This window comes from Acinetobacter sp. CWB-B33 (assembly GCF_039655955.1).
In the GTDB taxonomy this organism is placed as follows: Bacteria; Pseudomonadota; Gammaproteobacteria; order Pseudomonadales; family Moraxellaceae; genus Acinetobacter; species Acinetobacter bouvetii.
The window spans coordinates 544,830-562,667 of the sequence record NZ_JAGFEU010000002.1 but is presented as its reverse complement, the minus strand read 5'-3'; the positions used below and the strand labels follow the sequence as shown (position 1 = coordinate 562,667).

Below are 17,838 nucleotides of genomic sequence, written 5' to 3'. Positions count from 1 at the left end.
TAATTCAAGAAACATTTTATTTATAATGTTCTTTTATAAATTCAACAATAAATTTTTTTTGAGCATCATTAAAAACGTGTTGATCTTTTTCCCATTGTGAGTTCAACCTAAAAATGAACGAGTCCATGTAAGCTTTATTTTCATCAATTGATAGAAAATAATACAGTGCGGCAGGTAAAAAGAATTTAAAACCCTCTGAGCTTAAATAACAACAGTTTTGTCCAAAGTAATACAAGTATTCATAACTTACATCTTTCCATGTCTTGATCCCCTCAAGCGGTCTGCTACGTGAACGAACGGCTTCTAGTCCAACTTGTGTATAAAATTCAGGCCAATCAAAACCATATTCAAGAATTACATCTTCTGCTGATGTTTCTATTACAGCTAAGTAACTATTATCAATTTGGTCAAAATATCCATAATGTGTATCATAAAAATCACACTCAAATAAAGAACGGTTATCCCATAACTCGAAAGGCGGGAAAATCTCTTCCAGAAGCTCTTTGGTATTTAATTTCATAATTAATTTTCACATCGACCTAGGGCCTTTTGATTATCTATTTAACATAAAATCTCTTATACGAAACTACGATACGCAATGCTCTCCACATATTCGGAACTAGAACAGCAATCTAACGCGACTGTACCCGTAATTCTATTAATCACTGTTCCAACTAAAAACGCCAAAGCAATCCGATGACATTTATTACTATAAAAGCCCAAAAGAATCAATAAATAAGCAACACGCCAATCTTTGGATAATAAAAAAACATTTAAGTGCTTAATCTTTCATTTTTACTTGACCGCTTTAGCTTTCATCCCTAAAATGCGCATCAGATTCTCCAATAGCTCAGTCGGTAGAGCGACGGACTGTTAATCCGCAGGTCCCTGGTTCGAGCCCAGGTTGGAGAGCCATCTATTCTTCCATAGCTCAGTCGGTAGAGCGACGGACTGTTAATCCGCAGGTCCCTGGTTCGAGCCCAGGTGGAAGAGCCAAGATTCTAAAAAGCCCAAGCATGATGACTTGGGTTTTTTTATGCGCAGACAAACTGATGCCTCAAACTGCTTAGATTTAGTGCATTCAGTTCATTTTGGAGCGGTTTTATCAGTTTTAGGCTTGACCGAACTGCCTGCTGTGCATAAAATCCCTTCCAGATTCTCCAATAGCTCAGTCGGTAGAGCGACGGACTGTTAATCCGCAGGTCCCTGGTTCGAGCCCAGGTTGGAGAGCCAAATTCTAAAAGCCCAAGCATCATGACTTGGGCTTTTTTTATGCATAAAAATAATTATAATGTGCTAACTTAATAATAATTCTAGAAAATTAGAAATGTATATTCTACCGCCTAAAGCAAAATCCAAAGACTTTCTGCGCCTTAAAGCCATTGCTTATGCACTGCTAATTGTTGTGCTGCCCTGCTGCCTATTCCTGTACACCTGCGCACCCAAGTCCAAACTTGAAAAGCAAATTGCGCATGCACCCGAACTATTTGATCAATCCAACAATGAAGAAATTCCAGATTCACAGCAGTTAATGATTCCAGCCAGTGCTTTCTCAGGCGACGCACTGCAAATAGATGATCAAGGTGATATTTTGGCTCAATTCAAAGCATTGCCGCATTGGGAATCTCCGATTATGCGGGTACAGAATGATTTTGGTCAGCTCTTTATGCATTTGGATTTTGCAGGGATTCAAAATACACGTAAGGATGCAGAAATTTATGTTTTAGCTGTATGTCATTTGGGCAGCCATCAAACGATTTGCCCTTTAAATAGCGCTTACCCGCAAGAGCATGTCTATTTAAACGCATCCACCAAAGATAAGACCGAATATCAAACCATAGGCGGCTCTTCAGGAAAATCATGGTATTACTATGCTAAGGGCTACACTGCAGAGTACCTGATCAGCACGCCTGTGCAGGATGTCAGCTTTATTGCCGTTGCCTCCATACCACAAGAATACCAATCCAAATGGATTCGTTTAAGCACTGCAACTCACTCCATCCTGCATACCAAAACGTCCTATTTCTTTCAAAGCCACCATTCAAAATATTATAAATTTTTACTGCTTCTTTTGCCGATTATTGCCGGCATTATGTTTCTGCATTACCGCGGCTTTGAAAGCACGCAAGTGCTTGCACTGGGTATCCTGAGCTTAATCTTTTTTACCTTAAGTACGTATATTTGGGACTTGCATTATTTGGTGATCAGCTGCCTGCTCATGTCGATTGCAAGTGTGTTTTATATTTATTCAAACAGTTATTTCCGCCTTATTTATCTTGTCGGTTTCTTAATGCTGGCAGGATTTGCATTGCAGTTCTATGGCGGCATGAATAAGGAGTTCTTTATTAAAACAGGTATGCCGCTCTTAATTGGTCTGGCTCTATTGTTCTCCAAATAATTTCAAATGATCCAATGGCAAGCTGAACACTTGCCATTTTCACTACTTATATTTACTTAGCTGTGGCATTAAAACTTAAAGTATATTTATATCGCTTCAGCGCATCGCCTTTATGCTCAAATGGCTGCTGATAATCAATTTTCAGCAAATATTGCCCTTTTTCCGCTAAAGAAAAATTGAGTGCGCCCTGCTCATCTGCAGTCACTGTTTTAAAAACTTTGCCTTCACGGCTGTAATCAGCAGTCTGAACTAAGATTTCAGCATTCAAGCCTTTTAGCGGAAGCTGATTATCCAATAGCTTAAACTGAATAGGCTGATTGACCTGAATCGCATTTGGATGCGTGATAAACTGCACATCAAAACCATCGTGCAAACGCCCTGCTGCTATTTTTGAAATTGATCGGCGTGATACAAAAGTTTCAATAATTTCTTGTGTTTGCACCGTTTTAATTTTCTGATTTTTTGCCAACTGTGATCGGTAAACCACATTCTGATTAATGAGCTTATCAGCAGCCGACTGTCCGGCAATTAAAGTTTTCCACTCTTTATTTACCTGTGCAAAGCTGCTCATACTGCCAGCCTTTTCACCGCGAATGCGATAGGTGCCATCTGCCTTGTTTTCCAAGCTATAACTGCTCAGTGTTTGCGTATTTGCCCAGTCTGTGTCTTTTAATTCAATCTTCTGTCCTGCAGGTGTATGCACATGAAATTTGAAGTTTTTAATGGCAATTTCAGATACAAAAGGATTGTCGTAGAAGCCCGATATAATCGCCGAGTGATTGTTAAAAGTCTGATAGCTGAGCGGTGCCACATAGGGATAATGCGCTTGCGCGGCGCCTGCCATAATAAAAGCAGCACACATGAAACCAGCGGATTTTAAAAAATTCATATCTGTCCGAGATTTTCAAGATTGGCATAGTTTAAAATCCCAGGCAGTTTTTTGTAAATAATTCTTATTTGCAATAATGCTACCCGTAAAAAAATCCCCCATAAATGGAGGACTTTTCAGAGTTGCAAATTAAACGGTTTTTACAGGAACGCCACTGTGAAAACGGAATAACTCATCTGGACTGCTAATCAAGGCTTTTTCTATTTCACGGATATGCGCAATACGCATCTGAATATCCTCTTTAGGATTCTTCAGTTTAGAGGTTGTTGCTACATCCATTGCCAAGGCCAAATAGTCCTCATAATGGCGTGATTCAGACTTCAGCAGGTAGCGGTAATATCTTCCCAGCTCATCATCCACCCGCGGCGCAAGCGCATAGAAACGCTCACAAGAGCGCGCCTCAACAAACGCGCCAATCACAAGAATATCAATCAAGGCTTCCGGCTCATAAGTCCGCACTTCTTTACGCAACCCGCCCGCATAGCGGCCTGCACTGATTGCGGTCCACTCCTGCCCGCGCTTCGCCATAAACTCAAGCACTTGCTCATAATGCAGCATTTCTTCCCGCACCAGCTGTGCAAGCTTGATCTGCAAGTCAGAAAAAAAACTGTAGCGGAACATCAGGTTCATCGCCGTGCTGGCTGCTTTTTTCTCACAGTTGGCATGATCCTGCATCAGAATATCTAAATTCTCTACAGCTTCATCCAGCCAAGCCTGAGGTGTTTCACAGCCTAAGAAACCAATGACTGGTTTCATCAGCTCATCGTAATCGATTTTTGACATATTTCTAAACTAATAAAATTAACGCGCTGCTTGAATGGCAGCTTTCATTTGCTGTACCGCTTGTTCAAGCCCAACAAATACCGCATCCGCAATGATCGAATGACCAATATTCAACTCATGAATTTGCGGAATTTTGGCGATTGGCGTGACGTTTTCAAGATTCAAGCCATGCCCTGCATTCACAATTAAACCTTTAGATGCCGCATATTCAGCGCCTTGAATAATGCGCTGCAATTCATGCTGCTGCACCTCTGCTGTTTCAGCATCCGCATAAGCGCCTGTATGCAATTCAATCGTTGGCGCGCCGCAGGCAACCGCAGCATCAATTTGCGCAAAATCCGCATCAATAAACAAAGATACTTCACAGCCGATCGCCGCTAATTCTTGGGTCGCTTTTTTGACATCCTCAAAGTGGCCAAGCACATCCAGACCGCCTTCAGTGGTGACTTCCTGACGCTTTTCAGGCACAAAGCATACGTGATGCGGCTGGATTTCTTTGGCAAATGCCACCATTTCATCGGTAACCGCCATCTCTAAATTCATATGCGTTTTTAAGACAGGACGCATGCGGCGCACATCATCATCTTGAATATGGCGGCGGTCTTCACGCAAATGCAGGGTAATGCCTTCAGCACCCGCCTGTTCGCAAATCTGAGCCGCCTTTACAGGATCAGGGTAAGCGGTGCCACGAGCTTGCCGCAATGTCGCCACATGGTCAATATTTACACCTAATAATGCAGCCATCATATTTTCCTAAATTACGATTGTGTTTGAGAATTCTGTATCCATAACTGGCGGCTTTTTAAGGGCCTGTCGCCCAGCAGCGAACTGATCATCTGCCGGTACAGCTTGGACAATAATTGTAACTGTTCTGGATTAAAATCCCTACCCTTTTCATAGCTGCACATAGACAGGATCTGCTGACCGCGCAATGCAGTGCGGGATGCCTGTGCCGTCGGTATAAAGCCATCATTCAGCTGAAATAAATATTGCTGATCCTCGCTTATGTCCTGCTGATTAGCATCAGTTGAAAAATCGAGCGAATAGCCCAGCTCCTCCAGCAATTCATGTTCAAATTTGCGTAAAATTTGCTTTAAAAATTCATTCGGAAAATCTTGAGCAGCCAAGTGCTGCAGCTGCGCTAAAGTTTCAGCATATTGCACATAAGCCTGCGGCATTTCCACTTCTAAAGGGCAGAGGCGCAATAAAATTTCATTCAGATAAAAGCCTGAAAAAAAAGCATCGCCAAAAAAGAAAACCGGCTGATTGACTATTTCCAGCTTGGTAAAATTTTTAAGTTCAGATTTCCCCGATGCTTGCAGGCAAATCGGCTGATATTGCGGCGGCGGGGTTTGCCTTAAAATTCCGTCAACCCGGCCATGCTCCTGTGTAAATAAATGCACAATATGGCTTCTTTCACGGTATTTGCGGTGATGGATCAGATAACCATGCAAAACTTCATTGCGCATGATTGAAAGTATTAATCCTTATTGTTCTTTTTAGTTTCATCTTGATCTTCATCATCCCCATCAGGGATGACTGCGCCGACCACTGCGGCAGTACCTTTCACCACGCCTTTGGTGGTTTTATAAGCAACTTTGACAGGAACAGTAACGATTTTAGTAATGCATCCTTGCAGAAAAACAACACATACTGCAACCGCTAACACTTTTATCATTACTCTTCCCTCAAAGTTTCATTGTCTAGCAATTAGATATCGCTATAGCCCAAGCTTTTTAAAGCGCGTTCATCATCAGACCAGCCGCCTTTGACTTTCACCCAAAGCGTCAGCATGATTTTCTGTTCAAACATTTTTTCCATATCGACACGGGCATCCATACCGATTTTTTTCAGTTTCGCGCCCTTTTCGCCAATCACGATGGCCTTTTGACCCGGACGGTCAACAAAAATTGTGGCATCAATGTAAGTACAGGCAGCTTTTGGACGGCCCGTTTTTTCATTAATTGTCGCTTCTTCTGTTTTAAACGATTCAATTTGAACTGTTAAATCATAAGGCAGCTCTTCACCCAATTGACGCATGATTTTTTCACGGATTACTTCAGAGGCCAAGAACCGCTCTGAACGGTCTGTCAATTGCTCCAGTGAATACAGCGGCGGCTGGAATGGCAAATAGTTTTCAATGGTATTGCGCAAATGATCCAAGTTCGCGCCGCGAAGCGCTGACACGGGAACAATCTCAGCAAAATTCATGAGTTTTGCGCGCTCTTGAATCAACGGCAAGGCATGGTTTTTATTTTCAAGCGTATCAATTTTATTGATCACCAGAATTACCGGCATTTCCGCATTCTTCAGTTTTTCCAAAACCAATTCATCATTTTGCGTCCACTTATCTGCATCAAGTACAAATAAAACCAGATTCACATCACGCAACGCTGAATGCGCTGCGCGGTTCATCATTTTGTTGATGGCGCGCACTTCTTTCTTATGCATCCCCGGCGTATCGACAAATACCGCTTGAGACTTTTCACGCGAGTCAATACCGACAATTTTATGACGTGTCGTTTGCGGCTTACGTGAAGTAATAGAAAGTTTCTGCCCCAAAATATGGTTCATTAACGTTGATTTGCCAACGTTTGGACGGCCCACAATGGCAACAAAACCGCTCTTATAGTCAGAAGGAATGGTGGTACCTTGTGAACTGAAGAATTGATTAATTAAATCATTGCCGCTGTCTTGCGGCTCGTGATCAGCATCGATGTGATCGGAATGAGTAGTCATTAAGACTTTTTCTCCAAAATTTCTAAAATATCTGCCGCTACAGCCTGTTCAGCAAAACGGCGGCTTGATCCTTCACCATATTTAACAGGCAAGCCATCTACAATACATTCCACTTTGAAATGCTGATTTGGCGCATCACCTTGAATATCAACAACCTCATAAACCGGCAACGGTTTTTTGCGCGCCTGCAGATATTCCTGTAAACGGGATTTCGGATCTTTAAGCTGATCTGACGGTTCAATGATGTCTAAATATGGCACATACCATTTTAAAACAATGGCTTCCAGAATTTTCAAATCCTGACAATCCACATAAATGGCGCCAATGATCGACTCCACGGTATCAGCGAGTATAGACTCACGATGATGACCGCCAGATTTCAACTCACCTGTACTTAAAATTAAGTTTTGGCTTAACTTTAAGTCATTGGCAATTTTTCCTAAGGCCTCTTGACGCACCAGCGTGGCACGCATACGCGTCAAGCGGCCCTCATTTTCATGCGGATAAGCATGATAGAGATAATTGGCAATAATCATCCCTAATAATGAATCGCCTAAAAACTCCAGGCGTTCATAATTGGTTTTATGGCTCACCGATCGGTGGGTCAAGGCCAGCTGCAGCAGCTCTGGCTGTTTAAACTGATAACCGATACGACTGGCTAAACGTGCATCATTTAGCTTGGACTGAGCTTTGATCAAAACTTTTCTCGAACTTCAACACAATATCTATATTCAATAAGAATGGTTTTCTTATTTCATAATCTTTTTTCACTTGAATACCGTCGACATTAGTCACCTGAGCAATGTCTTTAAACTTCATATCCACCATATTCATGCTAAAACGCTTATCCATTTCCTTGGTAAAACCAGCAGGACTTAGATTTTTCGGCCCGTTTTTCAACTGCTCTTCGATCTGATTATTAATCATCCGATCATCAACATACGGTCCCCAAACCGCAATTGCAATTTTGGCCATAAAAGCAAAACCAATAATTGCAATTAATATGGCAATATACGAAGCCCCTTTCTGATGTCGCATTTTTATTTTCCTAATGATGCATTAATCAATTTTACCGTTACGGCTAAATGACGGCAATTTAAAGCCAGGCTCTTTATGCATCCACTTATAAAATGCACGGCCTGTTAGATTTTCTTCAGGTACAAAACCCCAGAAACGGCTGTCAGCACTTTGATCGCGGTTATCCCCCATCGCGAAGTAATGACCTTCTGGAACTTTCACTTCCCAATATAAACCATTTTCATTCGAATATTTACCATTATCGACATAATTGATAAATGGCGCCTGACGGGCAATATTTACCCCCTCAAGCTCACGCATGGTAAAGGTATGCGTACCCAAAGTTTCTTTATGATAAATCGATGTTGGCGTATCCTGCACATCTTTTGCCCGGCTAAACTCTACCGGCACTTTGGCAACTTTCTGGCCATTGATGATCAATTGGCCATGATCATAAACAATATGATCACCTGGCAAGCCAACCACACGCTTAATATAACTGATGCTAGGCTGCGGCGGATAACGGAATACAATGACATCGCCGCGCTCCGGCTCACTGACATCTATAATTTTTTTGTTGACGATTGGCAGGCGAATACCGTATTCAAATTTATTCACCAAAATAAAATCACCCGTTTCTAAAGTAGGCACCATAGAATCTGATGGAATATTAAAAGGCTCATATAAAAAAGAACGCAGAATGAGAACAACCGCAAGCACTGGCCAGAAGTCATACGCCCAAGTAATAATGACATTTTCATTACCCTTGCCTTTAGTCTGCCGCTGTTTCCAAACCAGCTTATCCAGCAGCCACACAATAAAGAAAACCAGTGTGACAGGTACAAGGATTAAATTAAAATCAAAATCCATGAGCGTAATGACCTCGAGTTATTATCTTTCTACTTTCAACACAGCAAGGAACGCTTCTTGCGGGATTTCTACACTGCCCACTTGCTTCATGCGTTTCTTGCCTTCTTTTTGCTTAGACAAAAGTTTCTTCTTACGTGAAACGTCGCCGCCATAACATTTAGCCAATACGTTTTTACGCATTGCCTTGACCGTTGAACGGGCAATAATCTGCGCGCCAATGGCTGCCTGAATCGCCACATCAAACATTTGACGGGGAATCAGATCCTTCATTTTTTCAACCAAGGCAATACCGCGGTGGCGGGCATCATTACGGTGACAAATCATGGCTAAAGCATCCACTTTATCGCCATTAATTAACACATCTACCTTAACCAAAGATGAAGATTCAAAACGCACAAAGTTATAATCCAATGATGCAAAACCGCGTGAACAGGATTTCAAGCGGTCAAAGAAATCCATAACGACTTCCGCCATTGGAATTTCAAACGTAATCGATACTTGGTTGCCCAAGAATTTCATGTCTTTTTGCACACCGCGACGCTCAATACATAAAGTCATCACGTTGCCCAAGTACTCTTGCGGCACAAGAATATGGCATTCTGCAATCGGTTCACGCAGGTCTTCAACTGTTGAACCATCCGGCATTTTTGATGGGCTGTCGATGTATTTGGTTTCACCATTTTTCATCAGCGCTTCATAAATAACCGTCGGAGCAGAACTGATCAGATCTAAATCATACTCGCGCTCTAAACGCTCTTGCACAATTTCCATGTGCAGCATGCCCAAGAAGCCGCAGCGGAAACCAAAACCTAGAGCATCTGAGCTTTCCGGTTCAAAGAACAAAGCCGAGTCATTAATTTGCAATTTATGCAATGCTTCGCGGAACGGTTCAAAATCGCTGGCATCAATTGGGAACAGGCCTGCGTATACCTGCGGTTTAACCTTTTTGAAACCGGGTAAAGTCGGAACATCCGGTGTCGTTGCAAGCGTGATGGTATCACCGACTGGCGCACCAAAAATATCTTTGATGCCCGCAATGACAAAGCCGACTTCGCCTGCTTCAAGCATGCCCGTTTCAGTATGTTTAGGATTAAACACACCGACTGACGTAATGATGTGCGTTTGACCGGTCGACTTAACCAGCATCTTGTCGCCTTTACGCACACGGCCTTCTTTGATACGAACCAAAGAAACAACGCCAAGATAGTTATCAAACCATGAATCAATAATTAATGCTTGCAGCGGCGCTTCACGGTCGCCTTTCGGTGCGGGAATGACATCAACCAGTGTTTCCAATACGCCTTCAACACCTAGTCCAGTTTTAGCTGAACATGTTGGTGCATGCGTTGCTTCAATCCCGATAATTTCTTCAATTTCATGAATGACGCGCTCTGGTTCCGCCTGCGGCAAATCAATTTTATTCAGCACCGGCAGAACTTCCAAGTTCTGTTCAATAGCGGTATAGCAGTTGGCAACCGATTGCGCTTCTACACCTTGCGCAGCATCAACAACCAATAAAGCGCCTTCACAGGCAGCCAAAGAACGCGATACTTCATAAGAGAAGTCCACATGCCCCGGAGTATCAATAAAGTTCAGCTGATATTCCTGACCATTGGGATGCGTATAATACAAGGTAACCGATGCGGCTTTAATGGTAATGCCGCGCTCACGCTCTAACTCCATAGAGTCCAGAACTTGCGCCTGCATTTCACGGTCCTGTAAACCGCCGCACATTTGAATAAAGCGGTCAGCAAGAGTCGATTTGCCATGATCGATATGCGCAATAATCGAAAAGTTACGAATGTTTTTAATATCAACAGATTTTTTAGCTTGCGCCATGAGTTACCTTGAAAAAAAACGCGCTATGCACACAATTTAAAATGCACAGCAAAAGCTGAAAAGAAATTGCGAAAGATTATAGCAGATGGTTTTTTCAATGTATCCATAATAATGAACTCCTTTTGCGCTTTAAGCGCCGGCGTTCAAAGCATTACAACTCCAAAGCGAAAAAACCAAACTTCATTTACGCATCATAAACGCTAAAATCCATCGGGTTTTCTGTATTAGAAAGAGGCTGATACGCTTGCGTAAAAGTAGGTGACATGCGCTTAGGACGGCCCGTGGCTATTTCTACGCAAGCCCACTGCGTATTGCCGGCAAACAGGATCGCTTTATCTTTTGGCCGATAGAACACATACTGACGGTATGAATACAAGGCATTTATATCGTGCAGCCATGTGCGCAAAATAATTTCATCGCTTTCCATGGCTGCTTTGCGGTACTGCACATGATGCTCCACCGCCACCATGGCATGTTTCAGTTCCAGGTATTGTTTTAGGCCCAACCCCAGCGCCTCAATATGCGCTGTCGCGACATCCTGCATCCAGCTCATATATACAACATTATTCACATGCCCCAGCACATCGATATGTTCTGGCTGCACTGTAATTTTCATATCAAAAATTGTGCTCATTTTTCCCTGCTTTGCTGGCTCATCTTTGGCCCCACAGTCTACGGCAAATCGGCCTGCAGTAAATTGCAAAAAAATAAAAAAACCGCTCATGCAGAACGGTTTTATATTCCCCTGGAATACACAGGATTATTCGATACGCATACCCACTATTGCGCGCTGCCCTTCACGGATAATTGTCACTCGCGCAACGGTATTTTTTTTCAAATCTGAGACTGCAGCTATAAAATCTTTGGTATTGCCGATTGCCTTATTATTGATTTGAGTAACGACATCCCCTGGCAGAATGCGCGCTTGAGAAGCAATCCCGCCACGGCGCACATCCTGAATCAGCACGCCGCCTTTAGTATCCAGCTGTTTAAGTTCAGCCGCATTCAAATCACGTATGCTGACCCCTAAAATTGGCCCCTTGCTTTGCTGCTGTTCAGCATCCGCTTTTGCAGGAGTATCATCCGGCGCGGTGTCTAAAGTTGCAGAAATATTGCGGCGGCTGTCATCACGCAGCACTTCCAATTGAATACTCTGATTGGGCACGGCGCGGTTTAAATAGTTCAGCAGCTCTGAGGTCCGCGAGATTGGCGTGCCATTGAATTTCAAAATAACGTCACCGGATTTAAACCCGGCTTTAGCCGCTGGAGAACTTGGCGCAACTTGCGTAATCAAAGAACCTTCCGGTTTGGCCAATTTATAAGACTCCGCCAAGTTGCGGTCAATATCCTGCAAACTCACCCCCAAATAAGCACGGGTCACTTTGCCATGCTTTTTCAACTGATCCGCAACATCCATCGCAACATCAATCGGAATGGAGAATGACAAGCCCATATAGCCGCCAGTCCCGCTGAAGATCCGTGAATTGACGCCAACCACTTCACCGCGCTGATTAAATAATGGCCCGCCCGAGTTTCCAGGGTTCAGCGCCACATCGGTTTGGATAAACGGCACTGAAGTTTCGCCCATCATATTGCGCATTTTTGCGCTGACAATGCCGGCAGATGCTGAATAATCAAAACCAAAAGGCGAGCCGATCGCCAATACAGGCTCCCCCACTTTCAGCTGGCCAACATTCCCTGTACGCAATTCGGGAAAACCTGAACCTGTAACTTTTAATAAAGCGACATCGGTGCGTTCATCACTGCCGACAACCTTGGCGTCAATTTCACGGCGGTCATTCAATACAATCGTCACTTTGGTCGCATCTTCGACCACATGGTGATTTGTCAGCAAATAGCCGTCTTTACTGATAAAAAAGGCGCTGCCATAAGCCGTCTTTTCCTGCGGCACCTGCTGCTGCGGAATAATCACTTGATTGCCAAAAAAGCGTTTTAAAATTTCTGGCACTTGCTGCTGCAAAAGCTCTTCCTGACTCAGCTTTTTCACCACATTGACGCTTACGACCGCAGGGCTGACCTGCTCGACAAGATTGGAAAAATCCACCGGCGCTGCAGCATGCGCCTGAACAGCAGCGGCAGTAAATACTGCAGCATATAATCCTTTTTGCATCGTTTGATTTTTCATCTTAAGCATTCACTCAAATTATTGATGTTTTGAAATATGATTGGTTTTAACATAAAGCATGAAGCTTAATCGTTACAATATGTTTGAATACATTCTTATAAACAGCAGCTTAATCATTCCTTAAAATTTACAGCATTATTAATTTTATTCATCAAGCTGGAGCATTTTTGCTCTTGCCTTTTGCTCAAAAAAGCGTTGTCATTACCGAACTTTTTTTCAAATTAGCTGATGGATATGCCTAATTTAGAAACAACACGTCATTTTGATGTGATCATTGTGGGAAGCGGCGGTGCGGGACTCAGTTTAGCCTTATCACTGCCCGATCATTTCAACATTGCTGTTTTAGCCAAATCAACGCTCACGGATGCAAGCACATATTTTGCGCAAGGCGGCGTAGCTGCGGTTTTAGATAAAACAGATTCGATTCAGCAGCATATTGATGACACCATGATTGCCGGCGCACACCTGTGTGAACTGGATGCCGTTAAGCAAACGGTTGAAGGCGGCAAACCGTCTGTCGACTTCCTGCTGGAACATGGCGTGCAATTCACTCTGGATGAACAGGAACAGCTTCATCTCACGCGTGAAGGCGGACATTCTCAGCGCCGCATTATTCACGCTGCCGATGCGACTGGACGCGCAATTTCCACTACACTGGTACAGCGCGCCCAAGAAAAATCCAACATCAGCATTTTTGAAAATTATATTGCCATTGATCTGATTACTTCGCAAAAGCTGAATCTTGGCGGTGAAAACCGCGCCTTAGGCCTCTATGCGCTGGATGAGAAAAACGAAAAAGTGCATACCTTCCTCGCGCCATTTACTGCACTGGCCTGCGGCGGCGCCATGAAAGCCTACCTTTATACCTCGAATCCGGACATTGCCACAGGTGACGGCATTGCCATGGCTTACCGCGCCGGCTGCCGTGTCGCAAATATGGAATTCAATCAATTCCACCCAACCTGCCTGTATCATCCGCAAGCGCGCTCATTTTTGATTACCGAAGCCATGCGCGGTGAAGGCGCTTATTTGCGCCTGCCAGACGGTGAACGCTTTATGCTGCGTTTTGATGAGCGCGCTGAACTTGCGCCGCGCGATATTGTTGCGCGCGCAATCGACTATGAAATCAAGCGCTTAGGTATCCGCCATGTCTGGCTGGACATTACGCATAAGCCGGAAAGCTTTGTCAAAGAGCACTTCCCAACACTGTATGAACGCCTGCTGGAACTGGGCATCGACATTACCAAAGAAATGATTCCTGTTGTGCCGGCTGCGCATTACACCTGCGGCGGTGTGGTGGTGGATGAACACAGCCAAACGGATATTGCCGGTTTATATGCCATAGGCGAAACCTCTTATACAGGGCTGCACGGCGCCAACCGCATGGCCAGCAACTCACTTTTAGAATGTTTTGTTTACGGCATGGCAGCGGCTGATCACATTAAGACAGGCTTGCAAAACAAGTACTCCTCACCGCAAGTGCCGGCTTGGGACGATTCGCAGGTGATGAATCCTGATGAAGATGTCGTCATTCTGCAAAACTGGGATGAGCTGCGCCAAACGATGTGGAACTATGTCGGCATTGTGCGCACTACGAAACGCCTGCAGCGCGCCCTGCACCGCATTGAGATGCTGAAACGCGAAATTACTGAGTACTATCAAGATTATCAAGTCAGCAAAAACTTAATTGAACTGCGCAACTTGGTGCTGGTCTCTGAAATGATTGTGCGCTGTGCAATGGAGCGTAAAGAATCACGCGGCTTGCATTACACTTTGGACTATCCTGAACTGGGCCCAGAGCTGCGTAAAACCGTGCTGACCCCTCCAGATTTTCAAGTGCAGCGCCCGCTGGTGAATTCGGAAGATCTGTCCGCATAATCCAGCAGCATCATTGCTTTTTCTTGCAAACAGCCGAATGCCCTTCATTCGGCTGTTTCGCTTTTAAGCGGGGGGATTTCCGTGCTGCATAAGCATCAATGGCTGCCTTAAACGTATATAGATGCAGCGGGACTAAATTTTCTAATTTTTGATAACCGCCAGCAAGTACAAACATGATTGGGATTCCAGTTCTTTTCGCCAATTTAAACACGGTTTCCTCGCGCTTTTGAATCAGCTCTGCGGTAAACCATGATGAACCGAACTGATCAGCCTGATGGCAATCCATCCCCGCCTGATAAATAATTAAATCGGCCCCCCAAGCCTGCGCCTGCTGAAAGCCTTCATGAACAGCCAAGGTATACTGCGAAAAACAGCCATGATCTTTATGAATATGCCGTGTGAATGAGCGCGGATAGACTGGACAGCCATGGGCTAAACCATAAATGCTGAAATTGAATAGATTTTCTAAACGCAGGCTAAATTCTGCCGTGCCGTCACCGCCATGCTGATCACAATCCAGTACAAAAATTTTCTTCTCGGGAAACTGCTGCGCGATCAGCGCCAAACCATTAAAAGTGCAATAGCCGCCGCCATATTCGTATTGCGCATGATGAAAGCCTTGTGCAATGTTGGCTGCAATGCCCTTTTGCCAGGCCAGCTTGGCAGCTAAAAGCTGGCCCGCATTAATTCTCAGCACTGCATCACGCAACTGCTGATTCCACTGTTTAAAGCCTGAAAAAGTCGCTTTTTTTTCAGGCAATCCTGTATAAAAAGCATCAACATATGAAGGCTCATGCAGCTGCTTCAAAATCTCAATATCCAAAATTTCAGGCTCATGAAATTGAATATTGCCCCAAGTATGCAAAGCGTCGGCAACAAGCTTCAATTTTTCCATACTGTTGGTATGCGTATGCGCAAAATAATGCGGTGAATAACAGACATCGAGCATTCTGATTAACCTAACTGGGAAAGCGCTACATTCACTAACTGCTGCAATTCTGTTGTTCCAGGACTGTACAGGCCGTTGCTGACTTGCTGTTCAAAGTGCGTGCTGAATGCACGCTTGCGGTTTTCAGGCGAAACAGCCAGTGTTGTTAAACGCAGAAACCAAAAACCGTTAATGGCGGAATGATGCATGATCTGCCCTTTAAACTCTTTGTTCGGACGTTTCTGCTCGATGCGGCCAATGTCATACTCTGCAGAAAATAAAGATCCCGCAGGCAAGCGAATGCCATTCATAATGAGGGGCTGCAGGCTTATACAGGAATGGTTATCTCCCATATTCATTTTTTCCATCAGCAGCGGCTGATGATCATCATCGACAAATATATTGATTTCGCCTTGACGCAGCAAATAACGGTGCGCAATTTTCAAAAAGAAATCTTCCGCCATGGGGCAAGAACCGACTTTCGGCTTTTCTGTCAAATTGCGCAGTTCGACAAAGCCTGTTTGCTGTGCGGTCTTTGGCAGCAACACATCTTCCAGCAAATGACAAAGCAGTTTGCTTTCTTCTAATACGGCTTCGCTGCCTAAGTGACGCAGTGACGTTAAGCGCGCGCATTCAGATGCAAGGGTTTGCTTATAATCTGATTCTGTACAAGAGGAGAAAAACTGCTGCACTCCCGCCTGCTGATCCAAATTATGCCAGTCATTCAGCTCCAGCCCATAAATGCTGCCTATATCTATAATTTTTCTAATTTTTTTAGCGCCTGATGTGTCAAACAGCTTAAGATCAGAAAAATCCGCCGCTCGGCGCGGCGTGTTGACATACTCCGCAAGTACGCGGGTAGCCTGTGTATAGCCGCAGCCGCGGCGTTCGCTTTGATGTGAATAATGCTCATTCAGCATCTCACAGAGCTTATTCGACAACGGATGTACATGCGCTTTAAATAAACGGATAACTTCGTGATCAATTGCATCCATGTAGTATCCCCCTGTATCTTGGCTTTATTATATTTTTTTACTTACTCAGCTGAATCAGCAATTTGCGACAAGAACCGTTTTCGTGCAAATCGCCTGTCAATCCTTTTCTCAAACTCAGAAACAGTACACATTTAAATCAGATGAAATGCAGCACCGCTCAAGGATCAGCTCATTCCACATTCGCCGTACTATTCAGTAAAACTTCTTGATTTACCATCTTCATTGGCGGAATAGAATAAGTCCCTGTCACATGCGCTACCGGGTCATTCATTTGATCAATGGAATAGATCCAAACTTCGGCCACAATCAGCGCCTTTCCCACTTTCATCAGTTTGCAGATGCCCCGTAAATTTTGACCTGCGGACGGCTTGCGCAAGAAGTTAACATTCATATTGGTGGTCACTGCTAAACCGACAATCCCAATTTCTCCTAAGATGGCGACATACATGGCAAAGTCGGCCAAAGTCATCATGGTTGGCCCCGAAACTGTATTGCCGGGCCGCAAGTCTTTTTCCCCTACACGCCAGACCAGTGAAGCGCTCTTTTTCCCCACCTCTTCTATGTCACAATTTACTAAACTGGCTGCAAATTCGCGTTTTAAAAAATCAATAATTTCTTGTTTTGTACTTCGCATCAAAATCATCCATAAAAAAATCATCCATAACTTTCGCTATGCATGATTTTTAAATCAACTTGAAGTTTAAAGCTATGACTTTTTTTGACTTTTATGCAATTAAAAGCATCGTCAATAAAAATTAAAGATAGGACAGCGCTTGAGCAAAAACCTGATCCGGCAGCTGTGATGCATCAAGGCGCTTGATCCGTTCCGGCTGACGTTTGGATAAAGTCTCATATCCCGCTCTTACTTTTTCAAAGAAGGTCACTTTCTCTTGCTCAAAACGGTCTAATGCGCCGCGTGCGCGGGCACGGTCCATGCCAAGCTCAATCGGCGCATCCAGCCAAAACGTGCAATCAGGCATCCGGCTGACAAAGCTGTCATTCAGCACTTGCAGCTTCTCCTCGCTCAGGCCGCGCCCAGCGCATTGATAAGCAAAACTGGCATCCGTAAAACGGTCACAGAGTACAATTTTATCCGCCTGCAGCGCAGGCAGAATCACTTGTTGCAAATGCTGCGCGCGGGCGGCATACATCAGCAGCAGCTCAGTATCATGACTCATCTGCTCTTCATGATTCACAGACAGCAGCAGGGAACGGATTTGTTCCGCCATCGGCGTGCCGCCCGGTTCACGGGTCAGCACCACTTCTTTGCCTTGACTTAGATAATAATCATAAATTTTACGGATGAGCGTGGTTTTGCCAACCCCTTCGGTGCCTTCAAAACTGATAAACATGCTC

Annotated in this window: 19 protein-coding genes and 3 tRNA genes; 5 read left to right on the top strand and 17 right to left on the bottom strand. The window is 44.1% G+C overall.

Annotated elements, in window-relative coordinates; genetic code table 11:
* Nucleotides 1-16: 16 nt before the first annotated feature.
* Nucleotides 17-520: a DUF6714 family protein gene (locus JZ784_RS08870; RefSeq protein WP_346314598.1), complete on the bottom strand. Its 504-nt coding sequence runs from the start codon at nucleotides 518-520 to the stop codon at nucleotides 17-19.
* A gap of 319 nt (nucleotides 521-839) precedes the next feature.
* Here JZ784_RS08870 and JZ784_RS08865 point away from each other — a divergent pair.
* The 4 genes from JZ784_RS08865 (at nucleotide 840) to JZ784_RS08850 (ending at nucleotide 2,398) form a co-directional block, all read left to right on the top strand.
* A tRNA-Asn gene (locus JZ784_RS08865) sits at nucleotides 840-915 on the top strand.
* 5 nt (nucleotides 916-920) lie between these two features.
* Nucleotides 921-996, top strand: a tRNA-Asn gene (locus tag JZ784_RS08860).
* A gap of 161 nt (nucleotides 997-1,157) precedes the next feature.
* Nucleotides 1,158-1,233 (top strand) — tRNA-Asn (locus JZ784_RS08855).
* A gap of 94 nt (nucleotides 1,234-1,327) precedes the next feature.
* On the top strand, nucleotides 1,328-2,398 hold the full coding sequence (locus JZ784_RS08850) for a hypothetical protein (RefSeq protein ID WP_346314597.1): 1,071 nt from the start codon (nucleotides 1,328-1,330) through the stop codon (nucleotides 2,396-2,398).
* Nucleotides 2,399-2,450: 52 nt separating this feature from the next.
* Here JZ784_RS08850 and JZ784_RS08845 read toward each other — a convergent pair whose 3' ends face one another.
* The 12 genes from JZ784_RS08845 to JZ784_RS08790 all read right to left on the bottom strand — a co-directional run bounded on the left by JZ784_RS08845 (nucleotide 2,451) and on the right by JZ784_RS08790 (nucleotide 12,681).
* Nucleotides 2,451-3,260: a DUF4198 domain-containing protein gene (locus JZ784_RS08845; RefSeq protein ID WP_346314596.1), complete on the bottom strand. Its 810-nt coding sequence runs from the start codon at nucleotides 3,258-3,260 to the stop codon at nucleotides 2,451-2,453.
* A gap of 156 nt (nucleotides 3,261-3,416) precedes the next feature.
* Complete coding sequence (locus JZ784_RS08840) at nucleotides 3,417-4,070, bottom strand: tRNA-(ms[2]io[6]A)-hydroxylase (RefSeq protein WP_346314595.1); 654 nt, start codon at nucleotides 4,068-4,070, stop codon at nucleotides 3,417-3,419.
* An 18-nt stretch (nucleotides 4,071-4,088) separates the two neighbouring features.
* Nucleotides 4,089-4,814, bottom strand: coding sequence for a pyridoxine 5'-phosphate synthase (pdxJ, locus tag JZ784_RS08835; protein ID WP_346314594.1), 726 nt, complete (start codon nucleotides 4,812-4,814; stop codon nucleotides 4,089-4,091).
* Between the two features lie 14 nt (nucleotides 4,815-4,828).
* Nucleotides 4,829-5,542, bottom strand: coding sequence for a DNA repair protein RecO (gene recO / locus JZ784_RS08830; protein ID WP_346314688.1), 714 nt, complete (start codon nucleotides 5,540-5,542; stop codon nucleotides 4,829-4,831).
* Between the two features lie 8 nt (nucleotides 5,543-5,550).
* The gene (locus tag JZ784_RS08825; RefSeq protein ID WP_005008770.1) at nucleotides 5,551-5,748 is read right to left on the bottom strand and encodes an NF038104 family lipoprotein; all 198 of its coding nucleotides are present in this window, start codon (nucleotides 5,746-5,748) and stop codon (nucleotides 5,551-5,553) included.
* A 32-nt stretch (nucleotides 5,749-5,780) separates the two neighbouring features.
* Nucleotides 5,781-6,809: a GTPase Era gene (era, locus tag JZ784_RS08820; RefSeq protein WP_130147154.1), complete on the bottom strand. Its 1,029-nt coding sequence runs from the start codon at nucleotides 6,807-6,809 to the stop codon at nucleotides 5,781-5,783.
* Entirely contained in the window at nucleotides 6,809-7,507 is a 699-nt protein-coding gene (gene rnc / locus JZ784_RS08815) for a ribonuclease III (protein WP_005008767.1), read from the bottom strand. Before rnc ends, era begins: the two co-directional genes overlap by 1 nt.
* A complete protein-coding gene (locus tag JZ784_RS08810; RefSeq protein WP_346314593.1) occupies nucleotides 7,479-7,847 on the bottom strand; it encodes a DUF4845 domain-containing protein in 369 nt (122 codons plus the stop codon). Before JZ784_RS08810 ends, rnc begins: the two co-directional genes overlap by 29 nt.
* Nucleotides 7,848-7,868: 21 nt before the next feature.
* Entirely contained in the window at nucleotides 7,869-8,696 is an 828-nt protein-coding gene (gene lepB, locus JZ784_RS08805) for a signal peptidase I (protein ID WP_346314592.1), read from the bottom strand.
* 21 nt (nucleotides 8,697-8,717) lie between these two features.
* A complete protein-coding gene (gene lepA, locus JZ784_RS08800; RefSeq protein ID WP_346314591.1) occupies nucleotides 8,718-10,535 on the bottom strand; it encodes a translation elongation factor 4 in 1,818 nt (605 codons plus the stop codon).
* A 184-nt stretch (nucleotides 10,536-10,719) separates the two neighbouring features.
* Entirely contained in the window at nucleotides 10,720-11,169 is a 450-nt protein-coding gene (locus JZ784_RS08795) for an acyl-CoA thioesterase (RefSeq protein ID WP_346314590.1), read from the bottom strand.
* Nucleotides 11,170-11,295: 126 nt separating this feature from the next.
* Nucleotides 11,296-12,681 carry a Do family serine endopeptidase gene (locus JZ784_RS08790; protein ID WP_346314589.1) on the bottom strand — a complete coding sequence of 462 codons (1,386 nt, stop codon included), beginning with the start codon at nucleotides 12,679-12,681 and terminating at the stop codon, nucleotides 11,296-11,298.
* Nucleotides 12,682-12,909: 228 nt separating this feature from the next.
* On the opposite strand from JZ784_RS08790, the gene nadB reads away from it, so the two are divergent.
* On the top strand, nucleotides 12,910-14,559 hold the full coding sequence (gene nadB / locus JZ784_RS08785) for an L-aspartate oxidase (RefSeq protein WP_346314588.1): 1,650 nt from the start codon (nucleotides 12,910-12,912) through the stop codon (nucleotides 14,557-14,559).
* Between the two features lie 10 nt (nucleotides 14,560-14,569).
* On the opposite strand, the gene JZ784_RS08780 is transcribed toward nadB, so the two are convergent.
* The 4 genes from JZ784_RS08780 to tmk all read right to left on the bottom strand — a co-directional run bounded on the left by JZ784_RS08780 (nucleotide 14,570) and on the right by tmk (nucleotide 17,834).
* Nucleotides 14,570-15,508, bottom strand: a complete 939-nt coding sequence (locus tag JZ784_RS08780; protein WP_346314587.1) for a histone deacetylase — start codon at nucleotides 15,506-15,508, stop codon at nucleotides 14,570-14,572.
* Between the two features lie 5 nt (nucleotides 15,509-15,513).
* On the bottom strand, nucleotides 15,514-16,482 hold the full coding sequence (locus tag JZ784_RS08775) for a hypothetical protein (protein ID WP_346314586.1): 969 nt from the start codon (nucleotides 16,480-16,482) through the stop codon (nucleotides 15,514-15,516).
* 169 nt (nucleotides 16,483-16,651) lie between these two features.
* Nucleotides 16,652-17,116 (bottom strand): PaaI family thioesterase, encoded by a 465-nt coding sequence (locus tag JZ784_RS08770; protein WP_346314585.1) that lies wholly within the window; start codon nucleotides 17,114-17,116, stop codon nucleotides 16,652-16,654.
* A gap of 121 nt (nucleotides 17,117-17,237) precedes the next feature.
* On the bottom strand, nucleotides 17,238-17,834 hold the full coding sequence (gene tmk, locus JZ784_RS08765; protein WP_346314584.1) for a dTMP kinase: 597 nt from the start codon (nucleotides 17,832-17,834) through the stop codon (nucleotides 17,238-17,240).
* Nucleotides 17,835-17,838 lie beyond the last annotated feature (4 nt).